Origin of the sequence: Streptomyces candidus (assembly GCF_014207445.1) — a bacterium.
Lineage (GTDB): Bacteria > Actinomycetota > Actinomycetes > Streptomycetales > Streptomycetaceae > Streptomyces > Streptomyces candidus.
Genome location: NZ_JACHEM010000008.1, coordinates 102416 through 116797 on the forward strand (window position 1 = coordinate 102416; position 14382 = coordinate 116797).

Sequence of the window (14382 nt, forward strand, 5' to 3'; positions counted from 1 at the left end):
AGTGGGCCGATGGTCCGATGCGCGAAGGCGCGGGGAGCGCATAGCGTGCGGACACAGGCCAGTTGCCGACCGTACCGACGAGGAGCACTCGTGCCCGCACGCCTCGACCACACCATCGTTCACAGCCGCGACCGCTTCACCTCCGCCCGCTTCCTCACCGAACTCATGGGCGCCCCCGACCCCAAGCCCTTCGGACCGTTCGCGAGCGTCCTGCTGGAGAACGGCGTCACGCTCGACTACGTGGACGCCGACAGCGACCGCATCGTCTCGCAGCACTTCGCGTTCCTGGTCACCGACGCCGAGTTCGACGAGATCCTCGCCCGCATCCAGGAACGCTCCATCCCCTACTGGGCCGACCCCTACCACCGCACGCCCCAGCAGATCAACCACGAGCACAAGGGCCGCGGCTTCTACTTCAGCGACCCGGACGGCCACAACCTCGAATTCCTCACGCACACCTACGTGACCGACTAGCCCTCGCCGTCCTGCGAGGTCGCGAGCAGCTCGGCCAGCGCGTCGTCCAGGCCGAGCCGCTCGCTCTCCGTGCCCGGAGGCACCATCGCCAGGGTCCGCTCCAGCCACGCCGACACCACCGGCGACGACGCCTCCAGAAGCGCGTCGCCCTCCGGCGAGGTCAGTGCCACACATACGACCGAACCGCCCTCGACCTTCGTCGGCCAGATCCGGACGTCCCCGTGCCCGCACGGACGGAACACCCCGTCGATCAGCAGTTCCCGTGCGAACGTCCAGCAGACCGGGTAGTCCGAGCCGATGTGGAAGGTGATATGCACCGCGAACGGGTCGTCGGTCCGGTACACCAACCGGGCGGGCACCGGGATGGCGCGCTCGGGGGACAGGACCAGGTCGAGCTCCAGCTCGCGCTCCACAACGGTGTGCTCCATGACTGCACTTCCTTTCCGGTACGGGGCCCGACGGCGGGCCGTACCAGGAGAGAGCGCGCCGGTCGCAATCCATTACGCGACTTACGAAGAAGTTCTGCGAACGTCACCGCATTGACCGGAAAGTGGTGCATCCGGCCGGACCGGCCCGGTGGTGGGCGGCCGTCTGGTAGATGTGGTCCCCGGAAATCCAGACAACGAGGCCCCCAACAGATACGGGACACGGTGATGAGCGCCCCCACACCGGCCAACGGTGACCACGCGACCAGCCACGGCTTCTATCCCGATCCGTCCATTCCGGGCTATGTCCGGTACTGGAACGGCAGTTCGTGGGTGCCCGGCACCAGCCGCCCCGCCCCCGCGCCCGGCGAGCCCATGCCCACCCCGCCCCCCGGCGCGGTCCCGGTCGTCACTCCCCACGCGGGCCTTCCGAACCTGGCTTCCGTACCGGCCCGCGCACCCGTGCCGGCCCCCACGCCCGCCCCCGCGCCGGTGGAGGAGACCGGTCCGTTCGCGCCGGTGGAGGAGACGGGTCCGTTCGCCCCTGTGGAGGAGACCGGTCCGTTCTTTTTCGACGAGGAGGAACGGGCGCAGGAGGCCGAGCGGGCGCGCGCGCAGCACGCCGGAGCAGAGGTGGAGGTACGCCGCCGCGCCGACCCCGCGCCCGCCTCCCCCGCCTGGCAGGCCGACACCTCCCGGCAGGACGGCTTCGGCGGCGACCGCGACCGCCGCGTCTCCTGGGGCTCCCCGGCGTCCCCCGGCTCCCCGCCCGACCCCGCACCGCCGCACACCCCGCCCGCCGCGACCCCGGGCGCCCTCTCCCCGGCCCCGCCGCACGGCCGCACCCCGCCCCAGCCCCGCACCCCGTCCGCCGACACCCGCACGCCCGGCACCCGCGCGGGTGCTTCCCGCAGCGCCGACCCCCGTTCGCCCGGCGGCTCCGCCGCGCTGCCCCCTCGCGGTGAACGTCCGGCCCTGGAATCCCCGGCCCCCCAGCCCAACGGCCGGCCGGGCCACCCCCGCGGAGCGGCGCCCGGCGCCTCAGGTCCCGTGCGCTCCCCCTCCCCGGTACGGGCACCGGCCGCGTCCTCCGCCCCAGCACCCGTCGCCGCCTCCGCTCCGGCACCCGCGGACGGCACGATGTCCATCCGTACGGTCAAACCCGCACCCCGCACCCCCTCCGCCCCCCGCACCCAACTCCCCTCCCAGGAAGCCCCGTCCGCGCCCGCCTCGGCGCAGAACCCCGCCCCGGCCCGGGCCTCCGCGGCAACTCAGCCCCCCGCCCCGGCCCGCACCCCGGTGCCGGCCCCGGCCCGTACCGCAGCGCCGGCCCCCGCCCCCGTCCCCGCGGACGGCCCCGTCACCCCGTGGAAGCCGCCCGTCGAGGACCACTTCACCAAGGCCGCCCGCGAGCAGGCCGCCGCCCGCCCCGCCGGACTCGGCCGTCGTCTCGCCGCACGGCTGATCGACACCCTCGTACTGGGCGCGGCGGTCGGCGCCGTCGCGGTGCCGCTCGTCATGCGGGCCGTCGACCACATCGACGCGAAGATCCGCGCGGCGAAGCTGTCCGGTACCACGGTGACGGTCTACCTGCTGGACAGCACCACGGTCGGGATCCTCGCCGCCGTCCTGGGCGCGTTCCTGGTCCTGGGCGTCCTGTACGAGGCGGTGCCGACCGCCAAGTGGGGCCGCACCCTCGGCAAGAAGCTCCTGCGGCTCCAGGTCCGCGACATCGAGGAGCACGAGCCGCCCGGGTTCGGCGGGGCGATGCGCCGCTGGCTGGTGTACGGGGTGCTCGGCATCCTCGGCATCGGGGTGCTCAACGTCCTGTGGTGCCTGTTCGACCGGCCGTGGCGGCAGTGCTGGCACGACAAGGCGGCGCGCACCTTCGTCGCGGGGAAGTGCTGAGCCCCGCACGCCTCACGGTGGCCGACGGCGGACGCGTACGACGGAGCGGACGCCCGCAGACCCCACGGTCCGTCACCTGATCGGCAGTCAGTCCTCGCCGCCCGTTCACCGGCTTGGCCCCCGCCGTCCCCCGAACGGCGCCCGAGCCCTTGCGGGCCCCGGGTGCCGGGAGTCGACTTCCCGGTATGAGCACCGATCAGCCGCCGCCCGGCATGCCGCCCGAGAACGACCCGTTCCGCAAGTACCCGCCGCCCCCGCAGGGCGGTGCCGGCAGCCCCTACGACCAGCCTCCGGGCGGTGCGGGGGCCGGTGGCTCGCTGCCCCCTTACGGCGGAGGCCCGTACGACGGCGGCTACGGAAGCGGCGGCACGGGCGGTTTCGGCGGGAACGACCCGCTCGCCGGTATGCCGCCGCTCGCCTCGACCGGCAAGCGGTTCCTCGCCCGGCTCATCGACCTGCTCGTGGTGGGCATCCCGCTGGCGATCCTGAGCATCCCGTTCGGGACGTACCGCGAGGTCACCGAGACGACCGACGACTTCGGCGACACGGTCACCCAGTTCAGCAGCGGCAAGAGCCTGCTCTTCCAGGTGCTGTCCATCGTCGTCTACATCGCCTACGACACGCTGATGACGAAGAAGACCGGCCAGACCCTCGGCAAGCGCCTGATGGGCCTGCGGGTCGCGATGCTCAACGACGGCAGCCTGCCGCCGGCCAACACCGCTCTGGTACGCGCCGCGGTCCTGTTGCTGCCCGCCCTGCTCTGCTGCCCCTGCCTGTGGTGGGTCGTCACGCTGGTGATGATCGCCGTGGACAAGCCCTACCACCAGGGTGTGCACGACAAGGCGGCGAAGACCGTCGTGGTCACCGTCGCCTAGCAGCGGTCCGCCGCCCCCCGGTGCTAGCCGTGCAGTGAGTGCCGGCCCGCCGAGGCCGCCGAGGGACGCGCGCGGGGTCCGGGCACCCGGAGTCCGTCGTGCGTCCCGGTGGCGGGCGCGGCGACGGGCGTGGGACCCGCGGGAGTCTCGCGGGCCGTCCCGGGGGCCGGGCGCACGCGCGGCGCCGGCACCGCCATGGCCACCAGCAGCCCGAGTGCCAGCCCCGCGCACGCGATGAGCGCGATCCAGACCGGTGAGGCGGTCTGCGAGAGCAGCAGCATGGCGACGGTGGCGAGGACCACGGTCGCCGCCCCGTACCCGCACTGGGCGGCGCTGGGGGCCGGGATCGGGATCCGGTTCGGAGTCTGGGGCGTCCGCTGCATGGCAGTTCCGTCCTCGGAGCACGGGGGTGGGGTCGCGGGGTCTCGGCTGAACCCTACGACCATGAGCTTCCCGCACGGAACGCCCGGTAAGCGTGACCTCACACGCGGTACCGATGCATGGGGGGCGCACGGCGTCATCGCGCCGTCCGCGCCTTGAGACGCGAGCGCCCTCAGGGGGCGGCCCGGTGGGTGCTCCCCGGCCTCCACAAGGAAGTTGTGACCTACAGGAAGTCCGGATAGCGGAGTTGATGAACTGCCTAGCGTGCACGACAAGTTCATGTCAAGGTCTGTCTTTTCTGTTGCATCTCCGGTCGAATGACGTCACTTGTGACGCGTGCCGTACGACGGACCCCCCACCTTTCGGGCCGGCGGCCGCGGGGGAGGACACCACCAAGTGACCAGCAACAGACGTGCCTTCAGAGGTACGGCCGTGCTCGTGGCGCTCGCCGCGACCGCTGCCGCCGCCTCGACCTTCGCCACCGCGCAGGCGGCCCCCGGCCCGGTCGGCCACCAGGCCCCGGCGGCGGCCGGCCACCAGGACCCGGCGGGCGGCCCCGGGGCCGCGCACGCCGGCCACGTCCACGGTGCGACCGGGCCGAACGGCAAGGCGGACAAGGGCCACGTCATCGACGGCCCGCACAGCGCCCAGCAGGCCCAGCAGCGCCAGAGCGCTCTGGAGGAGGTCCTCAAGGGGACCAAGAAGGCCGAGAAGCGCGGCTCCTCGAAGGTCGTCAAGCTCGACGACAAGAAGTACGTGGAGCTCGGCCGCGAGCGCACCGACCAGATCTTCACGATCCTGGTCGAGTTCGGCGACAAGGTCGACGACACCACCATGTACGACCCGGACGGCGCGGGCCCCAAGCCGCCCATCAAGAAGTACGGCGGCACCCCCGGCCCCCTGCACAATCGGATAGCCGAACCGGACCGTACGAAGAACAACTCCACCGCCTGGAAGAAGGACTACGACCGGGCGCACTTCCAGCAGCTGTACTTCGGCACCGGAAAGGGCCCGGACGGCAAGCCCGTCGAGTCCCTCAAGACGTACTTCGAGAAGACCTCCTCCGGCCGCTACTCGGTGGCCGGCAACGTCTCCGACTGGGTCAAGGTCGAGTACAACGAGGCCCGTTACGGCTCGGACTACTGCGGCAGCAACAACTGCCCCAACGTCGAGGACCTGGTCCGCGACGGCGTCAACGCGTGGGTCGCGCAGCAGAAGGCGGCCGGCAGGTCCGACGCCGACATCAAGGCCGACATGTCGAAGTACGACGTGTGGGACCGCACCGACCACGACAACGACGGCAACTTCAACGAGCCCGACGGCTACATCGACCACTTCCAGGTCGTGCACGCCGGCGAGGACGGCTCGGCGGGCGGCGGCGCGCAGGGCACCGACGCGGTCTGGGCGCACCGGGGCTACGCCTTCTCGCGCGACGACGGCGACACGGGCCCGGCGGGCTTCAAGGCCGGCGGCACCCCGATCGGCAACACCGGCATCTGGGTCGGCGACTACACGGCGCAGCCGGAGAACGGCGGCCTGGGCGTCTTCGCCCACGAGTACGGCCACGACCTGGGCCTGCCGGACCTGTACGACACCACGAACGGCGCCGAGAACTCGGTCGGCTTCTGGTCGCTGATGTCGGCGGGCTCCTGGCTGGGCACCGGCCGGAACGAGATCGGTGACCTTCCCGGCGACATGACCGCCTGGGACAAACTCCAGCTCGGCTGGCTCGACTACGAGAAGGCGAAGGCGGGCACGACCTCCCTGCACAAGCTGGGCGTCTCGGCGTACAACACCCGCAACCCGCAGGCCGTTGTCGTCGAGCTGCCGCCCAAGAAGAACGTCGCCACCTCGGTCGTGAAGCCCGCCGAGGGCACCAAGCAGTGGTGGAGCGATTACGGCGACGACCTGTCGACCACGCTGGAGCGCGACGTCGACCTCACCGGCCGGACCAAGGCGTCCCTGGAGCTCACCGGCTGGTGGGACATCGAGGCCGACTACGACTACCTGTACACGCAGGTGTCCACGGACGGCGGCGCGAGCTGGCAGACCATCGACGGCACCGCCGACGGCGAGACGATCAGCCGCGACGGCGGCGACAAGCCCGCCCTGACCGGTGTCTCCGGCACCCACAAGCAGCTCGTCTACCCGCTGGACGCCTACGCGGGGAAGAAGATCGGCGTCCGGTTCCGCTACAAGACGGACGGCGGCGCGGGCGGCAAGGGCTTTACGGCGGACGCGATCACCGTCAAGGCGGACGGCACCGCTCTGTTCACCGACAACGCCGAGGGCGGCGACAACGGCTGGACCGCGCGAGGCTTCTCGCGCGTCGGCGAGTCGGTCGTCGGCGACTTCCCGCAGTACTACCTCGCGGAGAACCGCCAGTACGTGTCGTACGACAAGACCCTCAAGGCAGGCCCGTACAACTTCGGGTTCCGGGGCACCGACCGCCCCGACTGGGTGGAGCACTACGCGTACCGGCCCGGCCTGATGATCTGGCAGTGGGACACCTCGCAGCGCAACAACAACGTCAGCGAGCACCCGGGCAAGGGCCTGCTGCTGCCGGTCGACGCCCACCACGAGCCGCTGAAGTGGGCGCACGACGGCAAGCTGATCTCCAACAAGATCCAGCCGTACGACGCCGCCTTCAGCTGGTACCCGAACCCGGGCTTCACCCTCCACAAGGACGGCAAACCCACCCGCATCCCGGGCCGGCTCGGCGTCCCGTACTTCGACGACCGCAAGAACACCTACTGGTCGAAGGACAACCCCACGGGCAGCGTCCAGACAACTGACACCAACACCCGGATCTCCCTCGTGAGCCAGCCGCCGGACGGCCGGACGATGACGATCCTGGTCGGAAAGTCCGGCCGCTAAAGGTCACTTTCCCGCCATAGTTGCAGGTCAGAGCATGATCGGCCGTCGTCCCTCTAGCGGGCGGCGGCCGATCGCGTTTAGATGCCTCTTACGTAACCGCTATTGACGCGATGTCTCACGGGGAGATCCGGGACGTCGGACGGGGGAGTGACAGGCATGTCCGCCGGAGGTTTCAACAGGCTCCCGAACGGGAGTGTCGTCGTGGCCCTGAACCTGCCGCGTCCCGGTCCCTCGGGCGACCGGGTCCGCATCCTGGTGCACGCCGCGAACCGCTCCCGCGCCCTGACCAGGCTGCGGAACCTGGGGCTGCGCGCGGTCTACCTCCGCGGGAACGCCGAGCCGCCCACCCCGGACGAGATCACCGCCGTACTGCACCACCCCGACGGCCTGCTGTGGCGCGCGGCCCCGCAGTGCCGCCAGGAACTCTGGCACCCGATACGCGCCCTCCTGCGGCCCGCGGGCTGACCGGGCGCCCCGCAAGGCTTCCGGCCGCCCGGCCCACGGGCGGTCCCGCACACCCGGCTGCGCGCGGGGCCGGCTCACACGACCGGCTTGCCGCTCAGCCGCACGCCCGCCGCCCGGAGCTCCTCCAGCGCGGCCTCCGTGGTGGGCGCGGCGACACCCGCCGTCAGGTCCAGCAGGACGTGTGTGGTCAGGCCCTCGCGGGCCGCGTCCAGTGCGGTGGCGCGCACGCAGTGGTCGGTGGCGATACCGACGACGTCGACCTCGGTGACGTCCCGGGCGCGGAGCCAGTCGGCGAGGGTGACGCCGTTCTCGTCGAAGCCCTCGAAACCGCTGTACGCGGCCGAGTGGGCGCCCTTGTCGAAGACGGCGGCGATCGCGCCGGAGGCGACCACCGGGGCGAAGTTCGGATGGAAGCCCACGCCCTCCGTCCCGGCGACGCAGTGCACCGGCCAGGACCGGACGTAGTCGGGGTTCGGCGAGAAGTGGTCGCCGGGGTCGATGTGGTGGTCGCGGGTGGCGACGACGTGCCGGTAGCCGGCCTGGGAGTCGCCGATCAGTTCGGTGATCGCGGCGGCGACGTCGGCCCCGCCCGCGACCGCGAGGCTGCCGCCTTCGCAGAAGTCGTTCTGCACGTCGACGACGATCAGGGCGCGGTGCATGGCATGGTCCTCAATCACTGGGCCCCGTCGAGGGGGCCCGGTCCGGTGGAAGCCGTTCGTCCCCTACGAGGGTAGAGACTCCGGCGGCCTGGGGGGAGTGGGCATGCGGGGCCACGGGTGCGGGTGCGGCGCGCGTACCCGGCCGGGGTGACCGTGGGTCACACGTACTCGGTCGGGATGACCGGCTCGCCCCGGGAGAGCTGCACCGAGGACATCGGGAGCGCGCCGCGGGCGCGGACGTGCCGGGCGCGGGCGACGTCCAGCGGCTCGTGGGCCACGACCTCGCCGCCCTTGACCAGCTCGGTCTGGAGCAGGTGGTCGGCGAGTTCGGCGGGGACCTGACCGGTGCCGACCACCTCCGCCTCCGCGATCCCGTACGCGTCGGGCCTGCGGGCCGCCCACTTGCGGCCGCCGCGCGAGGACTTCGCGCCCAGCGACTTCTTCGCGACGGGGACCAGCGGGGCCTTCGGGTCGGCGGACTGCGCGCGGGCCACCAGCTTGTAGACCATCGAGCAGGTGGGGTGGCCGCTGCCGGTGACCAGCTGGGTGCCGACGCCGTACGCGTCCACCGGGGCGGCCGCGAGGGAGGCGATGGCGTACTCGTCGAGGTCGGAGGTGACGACGATCCGCGTGCTGGTGGCGCCCAGCTCGTCGAGCTGCTGACGGACCCGGTGGGCGACCAGCAGGAGGTCGCCGGAGTCGATCCGTACCGCTCCGAGGTCCGGGCCCGCGACCTCGACGGCGGTGCGGACGGCCTCGGCCACGTCGTAGGTGTCGACGAGCAGGGTGGTGCCGCTGCCCAGCGAGTCCACCTGGGCCCGGAAGGCGTCGCGCTCGCTGTCGTGCAGCAGGGTGAAGGCGTGGGCGGAGGTGCCGACGGTGGGGATGCCGTAGCGGAAGCCCGCCGCCAGGTCGGAGGTGGAGGCGAAACCGCCGACGTACGCGGCGCGGGCCGAGGCCACCGCGCTCAGCTCGTGGGTGCGCCGGGCGCCCATCTCGATCAGCGGGCGGCCGCCCGCCGAGGCCGCCATGCGGGAGGCGGCGGCGGCGATCGCCGAGTCGTGGTTGAGGATGGAGAGGATCACCGTCTCCAGCAGCACGCACTCCGCGAAGCTGCCCTCGACGCGCAGGATCGGGGAACCGGGGAAGTACACCTCGCCCTCCGGGTAGCCCCAGATGTCGCCGCCGAAGCGGTAGGAGGCGAGCCATTCCAGCGTGGGTTCGTCGACGATGCCCTGCTCGCGGAGGAAGGCGAGAACGTCCGCGTCGAAGCGGAAGTTCTCCACCGCGTCCAGGACCCTCCCGGTGCCGCCGACGACGCCGTAGCGCCGCCCGGAGGGCAGGCGGCGGGTGAAGACCTCGAAGACGGAGCGCCGGTCGGCGGTGCCGCCGCGCAGCGCCGCCTGGAGCATCGTCAGTTCGTACTGGTCGGTGAAGAGAGCCGTCGAGGGAACACCTACCCGTCGCCCACCCCCGCCGCCCTGCCCAGAAGCTTCGCCCTCTTCTTCTTCCCGCAGCCCGGGATCCGCTGTGTTCATACGACGGATGCTACCCCCTATCTCGTCAGAGTGACGAAATCTAGTGGGCCGTCGGGGTCACGGTCGGCCGGGGGCCGTTTGTGCGACCGGCCCCCTGCGGTGGCAGCATGGGAAGCGTGAGTGTCGCCCCCGTAGAGATCGAACGCCCCGAGTCGGCCGAGGAGACGTCCGTCGTCCCGGAGCCGGACACCCCCTGGGTGACCCTGGTCCACAACGACCCGGTCAACCTCATGAGTTACGTGAGCTACGTCTTCCAGACGTACTTCGGATACTCCAAGGAGAAGGCGAACAAGCTGATGCTCGACGTCCACCACAAGGGCCGGGCGGTCGTCTCCGCGGGCAGCCGCGAGGAGATGGAACGCGACGTGCAGGCGATGCACGGGTACGGACTGTGGGCGACCCTCTCCCAGGACCGCACCTGATGCCGGGCTACTTCGAGGCCGTCCCCGGCGGCGGCGCGGCCGTCGCCCTGGACCCGGTCGAGACGTCCATCCTGCGCTCCCTGGCCGTGCAGCTGCTGGAGATGATCGGTCCGGGCGACGAGCCGGTCGAGGGCGAGGACCCGCTCGCCGCGCTGTTCGCCGAGGGGCCCAGCGAAGCGCCCGCCGACCCCGCGCTCGCCCGCCTCTTCCCCGAGGCGTACGTCGATCCCCGCTCGGAGCCGGACGCGGAGCTGCTCGCCGCCTCCGCCGAGTTCCGCCGCTTCACGGAGAACGACCTGCGGACCAGGAAGCGCGAGGACGCGCTGTCCGTCGTACGCTCACTGGACGCACTCGCCCCGGCCGCCGCGGGCGCCGGGCCCGGTCTCGTACTGAAGCTGGACGCGGACGCGTCGCGGCGCTGGCTCGGCACCCTCAACGATCTGCGTCTGACGATCGCCTCCCGGCTGGAGATCACGGACGAGGACGGCAGCGACGAGCTGTACTCGCTGCCCGACGACGATCCGCGCAAGCCGATGGTGATGGCGTACCTGTGGCTGGGCGGTCTGCAGGAGACCCTGGTCGACACCCTGCTGCCGTAGCGGACGCCGACTGCTCTTGTCCACCCCTTGGGATATGAGCGTTCGCTCAGCGGACGCTCAAATGCGGATAACGATCCTATTACCGTATGAGCCGAGATGCGCCGTTTACGGCCTTCGCCCGATGAGTGAGTGACCTGGGTCACATTACCGGGGCCGTAACGCGTGGTAAGACTGCACAACTCCGCCCCCGGCACCACCCCCCGCCGGGACGGAACAGGACTGGCAGACCGCCAGCGCGCACGGCCGAGGCAGCACGGATTCCACGCAATCGCAGACGTCCCCTGTCCACGTCCACGGACGTCCACGGACTCCCGTACGCCCTGACATCGCCGATCGGACAACGGCGTTCGCTCAAGCCCGTATTTCCGCACGCCGCGCCCTACAGCGTGGCTGTCCTGCGCCACCGAGGTAGCACCCATGTCACTTGACTCCATCACCAGCGACGTCAACAAAGCCGTCAACGGCTTCTTCGAGCCGATCTCCACCTGGCTCACCGAAGTCGTCTTCTACTCCGTGCCCGTCGCCGGGACCGAACTGCCGCTCATCGTGGCCTGGCTCGTCGTCGCCGGGCTGGTCTTCACGTTCTGGTTCGGCTTCGTCCAGCTCCGCAAGTTCAAGCTGGCCCTCGACGTGGTGCGCGGGAAGTACGACGACGCGGACTCGGCCGGCGAGGTCAACCACTTCCAGGCGCTCACCGCCGCCGTCTCCGGCACCGTCGGCCTCGGCAACATCGCGGGTGTCGCCGTCGCCGTCACCATCGGCGGCCCCGGCGCGACGTTCTGGATGATCCTCTGCGGCCTGCTCGGCATGGCCACCAAGTTCGTCGAGGTCACCCTCGGTGTGAAGTACCGCGAGGTGCACGAGGACGGCACCGTCTCCGGCGGCCCCATGCACTACCTGCCCAAGGGCCTCAAGGAGCGCTTCGGCAACGGCGGACACCGACTCGGCAAGGTCCTCGCCGTGCTCGCCTCGGTGATGATCCTCTTCTTCGGTCTCTTCGGCGGCAACCTGCTGCAGGTCAACCAGAGCTACGCCCAGCTCGCCTCCGTCACCGGCGGCGACGACGGCTTCATCGGCTCCTCCAGCGGCGCCCTCTTCTTCGGCCTGCTGATCGCCGCCCTCGTCGGCATCGTACTGATCGGCGGCATCCGCTCCATCGCCTCCGTCACCAGCCGCCTGGTCCCCGCCATGGCGATCATGTACGTGCTCGCCTGCCTGACCGTCATCCTCGTCAACGTCACCGCGGTGCCCGCCGCCATCGGCACGATCTTCACCGAGGCGTTCAACCCCCAGGGCGTCGCGGGCGGCCTCATCGGCGCACTGATCGTCGGCTTCAAGCGGGCCGCGTTCTCCAACGAGGCCGGTCTCGGCTCCGCGCCGATCGCCCACTCCGCGGTAAAGACCAAGCACCCGGCGAGCGAGGGCCTGGTCGCCCTGCTGGAGCCGTTCATCGACACGGTCGTCATCTGCACCATGACCGCGCTGACCATCGTCGTCGCCAACCCGGCGAGCTGGCTGAAGGCCCGCGAGACGAAGGAGGACATCGGCGGCGTCACCATCACCTCCGACGCCTTCGCCACCGTGATGCCCTGGTTCCCCATGCTGCTGACCGTCGCGGTCCTGCTGTTCGCCTTCTCCACGGTGCTCACCTGGGGCTACTACGGTCTCAAGGCCTGGTCGTACCTCTTCGGCCGCAGCAAGGCCAGCGAGATCACCTTCAAGGTCCTCTACAGCATCGGCGCCGCCTCCGGTGCGATGCTCTCGCTGTCGACCCTGTTCGACATGGCCGACGCGGTGCTCTTCATGCTCGCCGTGTTCAACATCATCGGGCTCTACCTGCTCGCCCCGGTCGTCAAGCGCGAGCTGGCCTCCTTCCTGGAGTACGCGAAGGGCCGCAAGGCCGACGCGCTGCGGAAGACGGCCGAACCGGTCGAATAACCCGCCGCCGGCACCCCGGCCGTCCAGCATGCGGTCCCGCCCGTACCATCCCTCGGTACGGGCGGGACCCTTTGCATATCCTGGCCCGCATGCTGACCCTTTCCCGCACCCTGTACGACCAGATCGTCGCCCACGCGCGCGCCGACCACCCCGACGAGGCGTGCGGCATGGTCGCGGGCCCCGAGGGCACCGGCCGCCCCGAGCGGTTCATCCCCATGCTCAACGCGGCCCGCTCGCCCACCTTCTACGAGTTCGACTCCGGCGACCTGCTGAAGCTCTACCGCGAGATGGACGACCGGGACGAGGAACCGGTGATCGTCTACCACTCGCACACCGCGACCGAGGCCTACCCCTCCCGCACGGACGTCACCTACGCGAACGAGCCCGGCGCGCACTACGTCCTGGTCTCCACCGCGGACACCGACGGCCTCGGCGACTTCCAGTTCCGTTCGTACCGGATCGTGGACGGAGTGATCACGGAGGAGGAGGTCCAGGTCGTGGGCTAGCGGCCGGACACGGACATCCCTCCCGCAACCACCGCGCCCTTCCCGCCCGGACCCGCGACGACGGTACCCGGACCGCACCGGACCGCACCGGACCGCGCTGGCCGCGCCGGCCCCCCGCCGCGGCCGGTGCGGACCGCCCACGTCCCGGGTGAGACACTGTGGCCGACTTGGGCGGCAGGACCCAGGAAGCCGGTGCGAATCCGGTGCGGTCCCGCCACTGTGACCAGACGCGAGCGTCTGCCAGCCAGGAACTGACCTGCCGCCTCCCATCCGCACCAGGGGACGAGGACATCCCCCAAGGAGGCCCCCGCATGCCCGTTCGCCGTACCCGCACCGCGCTCGTCCTGACCGCCGCAGCCGCCACCCTGCTCCCGCTCACCGCCTGCGCGGGCGGCACACAGGACGCCACCGGCACCAAGGACGACGCCAAGGCCGCCCCCGGCTTCCCGTACACCGTCGAGAACTGCGGCGTGAGGACCACCTTCACCAAGCCCCCCGCGCGCGCCCTGGCGATGAACCAGCACGCCACCGAGATCCTCCTGGAGCTGGGCCTGGCCTCCTCCGTCACCGGCAGCGCCTACCTCGACGACAAGGTCCTGCCGAAGTACGAGAAGGACTACGCGAAGATCCCCGTCGTCGCCAAGGAGTACCCCTCCAAGGAGAAGCTCCTGGCGGCCAACCCCGACTTCGTGTACGGCGGTTACGCCTCCGCCTTCGACCCCAAGCAGGGCCGCGGCCGCGAGGATCTCAAGAAGTCCGGCATCGACTCCCGGCTGAACATCGAGTACTGCACCGAGGGCTCCAGCGCCGTCGACGACATCTACCGCGAGGTCACCGAGGTCGGCCGCACCTTCGGCGTCGGCGCCCGCGCCGACAGCTGGGTCGCCGCCGCGAAGAAGACCGTCGACGACACCGCCGCCGCACTCAAGGGCGTCGAGCCGGTCAGCGTCTTCGCCTACGACAGCGGCGACAAGACCGCCTCCACCGCCGGCGGCAAGGGCATCGCCAACGAGATGATCACCCGGGCGGGCGGCACCAACGTCATGGCGGACGTCCCCAAACCCTTCGCCGACGCCTCCTGGGAACAGGTCGTCACCCGCAAGCCCGACGTCATCATGATCATCGACTACGGGTCGACGACCGTCGAGCAGAAAAAGAAGCGCCTCCTCGACGACCCCGCCCTCAAGGACGTCCCGGCGATCAAGAACAAGAAGTTCGCCGTCATGCCCCTGTCCGAACTCGTCGTGGGCGTCCGCGCACCCGCCGCCATCGAACGCCTCGCCCACCAGCTCCACCCCGAACTCAAGAAGTAACC

The 14382-nt window shown here is 71.0% G+C and carries 14 protein-coding genes and 1 riboswitch; of the genes, 10 read left to right on the forward strand and 4 right to left on the reverse strand.

The window, feature by feature from the left end; genetic code table 11:
- The first annotated feature begins 90 nt into the window (after positions 1 to 90).
- Positions 91 to 474 (forward strand): VOC family protein, encoded by a 384-nt coding sequence (locus HNQ79_RS16660; RefSeq protein WP_185031764.1) that lies wholly within the window; start codon positions 91 to 93, stop codon positions 472 to 474.
- Here the strand turns inward: HNQ79_RS16660 and HNQ79_RS16665 are convergent.
- Entirely contained in the window at positions 471 to 902 is a 432-nt protein-coding gene (locus HNQ79_RS16665; protein ID WP_185031766.1) for an SsgA family sporulation/cell division regulator, read from the reverse strand. The two genes, HNQ79_RS16660 and HNQ79_RS16665, sit on opposite strands and share 4 nt — an antisense overlap.
- A 225-nt stretch (positions 903 to 1127) precedes the next feature.
- Between HNQ79_RS16665 and HNQ79_RS16670 the strand changes: the two genes are divergently transcribed.
- Both HNQ79_RS16670 and HNQ79_RS16675 read left to right on the forward strand, forming a co-directional pair.
- Positions 1128 to 2807, forward strand: a complete 1680-nt coding sequence (locus tag HNQ79_RS16670) for an RDD family protein (protein ID WP_185031768.1) — start codon at positions 1128 to 1130, stop codon at positions 2805 to 2807.
- 185 nt (positions 2808 to 2992) lie between these two features.
- Positions 2993 to 3682 carry an RDD family protein gene (locus tag HNQ79_RS16675; RefSeq protein ID WP_185031770.1) on the forward strand — a complete coding sequence of 230 codons (690 nt, stop codon included), beginning with the start codon at positions 2993 to 2995 and terminating at the stop codon, positions 3680 to 3682.
- Between the two features lie 23 nt (positions 3683 to 3705).
- Here HNQ79_RS16675 and HNQ79_RS16680 read toward each other — a convergent pair whose 3' ends face one another.
- Positions 3706 to 4065, reverse strand: a complete 360-nt coding sequence (locus tag HNQ79_RS16680; protein ID WP_185031772.1) for a hypothetical protein — start codon at positions 4063 to 4065, stop codon at positions 3706 to 3708.
- A 394-nt stretch (positions 4066 to 4459) separates the two neighbouring features.
- Between HNQ79_RS16680 and HNQ79_RS16685 the strand changes: the two genes are divergently transcribed.
- The gene (locus HNQ79_RS16685; RefSeq protein ID WP_185031774.1) at positions 4460 to 6940 is read left to right on the forward strand and encodes an immune inhibitor A domain-containing protein; all 2481 of its coding nucleotides are present in this window, start codon (positions 4460 to 4462) and stop codon (positions 6938 to 6940) included.
- Positions 6941 to 7096: 156 nt separating this feature from the next.
- Positions 7097 to 7405 carry a hypothetical protein gene (locus tag HNQ79_RS16690; RefSeq protein ID WP_185031777.1) on the forward strand — a complete coding sequence of 103 codons (309 nt, stop codon included), beginning with the start codon at positions 7097 to 7099 and terminating at the stop codon, positions 7403 to 7405.
- Positions 7406 to 7479: 74 nt separating this feature from the next.
- On the opposite strand, the gene HNQ79_RS16695 is transcribed toward HNQ79_RS16690, so the two are convergent.
- A complete protein-coding gene (locus tag HNQ79_RS16695) occupies positions 7480 to 8064 on the reverse strand; it encodes an isochorismatase family protein (protein ID WP_185031779.1) in 585 nt (194 codons plus the stop codon).
- A 158-nt stretch (positions 8065 to 8222) separates the two neighbouring features.
- The gene (locus tag HNQ79_RS16700; protein ID WP_185031781.1) at positions 8223 to 9602 is read right to left on the reverse strand and encodes a nicotinate phosphoribosyltransferase; all 1380 of its coding nucleotides are present in this window, start codon (positions 9600 to 9602) and stop codon (positions 8223 to 8225) included.
- A 107-nt stretch (positions 9603 to 9709) separates the two neighbouring features.
- On the opposite strand from HNQ79_RS16700, the gene clpS reads away from it, so the two are divergent.
- From clpS to HNQ79_RS16725, 5 genes are all read left to right on the forward strand, one after another.
- On the forward strand, positions 9710 to 10024 hold the full coding sequence (gene clpS / locus HNQ79_RS16705) for an ATP-dependent Clp protease adapter ClpS (RefSeq protein WP_185031783.1): 315 nt from the start codon (positions 9710 to 9712) through the stop codon (positions 10022 to 10024).
- A complete protein-coding gene (locus tag HNQ79_RS16710; protein WP_185031785.1) occupies positions 10024 to 10623 on the forward strand; it encodes a DUF2017 domain-containing protein in 600 nt (199 codons plus the stop codon). The genes clpS and HNQ79_RS16710 overlap by 1 nt, the downstream gene beginning before the upstream one ends.
- Before the next feature lie 417 nt (positions 10624 to 11040).
- Complete coding sequence (locus HNQ79_RS16715; protein WP_185031787.1) at positions 11041 to 12561, forward strand: alanine/glycine:cation symporter family protein; 1521 nt, start codon at positions 11041 to 11043, stop codon at positions 12559 to 12561.
- Between the two features lie 89 nt (positions 12562 to 12650).
- The gene (locus HNQ79_RS16720) at positions 12651 to 13067 is read left to right on the forward strand and encodes a M67 family metallopeptidase (protein ID WP_185031789.1); all 417 of its coding nucleotides are present in this window, start codon (positions 12651 to 12653) and stop codon (positions 13065 to 13067) included.
- A 159-nt stretch (positions 13068 to 13226) separates the two neighbouring features.
- Positions 13227 to 13341, forward strand: a riboswitch (cobalamin riboswitch).
- A 37-nt stretch (positions 13342 to 13378) separates the two neighbouring features.
- A complete protein-coding gene (locus HNQ79_RS16725) occupies positions 13379 to 14380 on the forward strand; it encodes an ABC transporter substrate-binding protein (RefSeq protein ID WP_185031791.1) in 1002 nt (333 codons plus the stop codon).
- The last annotated feature ends 2 nt before the right edge of the window (positions 14381 to 14382 follow it).

Bases quoted from the DNA above. Each gene is read 5' to 3' on its own strand.
- HNQ79_RS16665 (WP_185031766.1), bottom strand. From the start codon at position 902: ATGGAGCACACCGTTGTGGAGCGCGAGCTGGAGCTCGACCTGGTCCTG.
- HNQ79_RS16670 (WP_185031768.1), top strand. From the start codon at position 1,128: ATGAGCGCCCCCACACCGGCCAACGGTGACCACGCGACCAGCCACGGC.
- HNQ79_RS16675 (WP_185031770.1), top strand. From the start codon at position 2,993: ATGAGCACCGATCAGCCGCCGCCCGGCATGCCGCCCGAGAACGACCCG.
- HNQ79_RS16680 (WP_185031772.1), bottom strand. From the start codon at position 4,065: ATGCAGCGGACGCCCCAGACTCCGAACCGGATCCCGATCCCGGCCCCC.
- HNQ79_RS16690 (WP_185031777.1), top strand. From the start codon at position 7,097: ATGTCCGCCGGAGGTTTCAACAGGCTCCCGAACGGGAGTGTCGTCGTG.
- HNQ79_RS16695 (WP_185031779.1), bottom strand. From the start codon at position 8,064: ATGCACCGCGCCCTGATCGTCGTCGACGTGCAGAACGACTTCTGCGAA.
- HNQ79_RS16700 (WP_185031781.1), bottom strand. From the start codon at position 9,602: ATGAACACAGCGGATCCCGGGCTGCGGGAAGAAGAAGAGGGCGAAGCT.
- clpS (WP_185031783.1), top strand. From the start codon at position 9,710: ATGGGAAGCGTGAGTGTCGCCCCCGTAGAGATCGAACGCCCCGAGTCG.
- HNQ79_RS16710 (WP_185031785.1), top strand. From the start codon at position 10,024: ATGCCGGGCTACTTCGAGGCCGTCCCCGGCGGCGGCGCGGCCGTCGCC.
- HNQ79_RS16715 (WP_185031787.1), top strand. From the start codon at position 11,041: ATGTCACTTGACTCCATCACCAGCGACGTCAACAAAGCCGTCAACGGC.
- HNQ79_RS16720 (WP_185031789.1), top strand. From the start codon at position 12,651: ATGCTGACCCTTTCCCGCACCCTGTACGACCAGATCGTCGCCCACGCG.
- HNQ79_RS16725 (WP_185031791.1), top strand. From the start codon at position 13,379: ATGCCCGTTCGCCGTACCCGCACCGCGCTCGTCCTGACCGCCGCAGCC.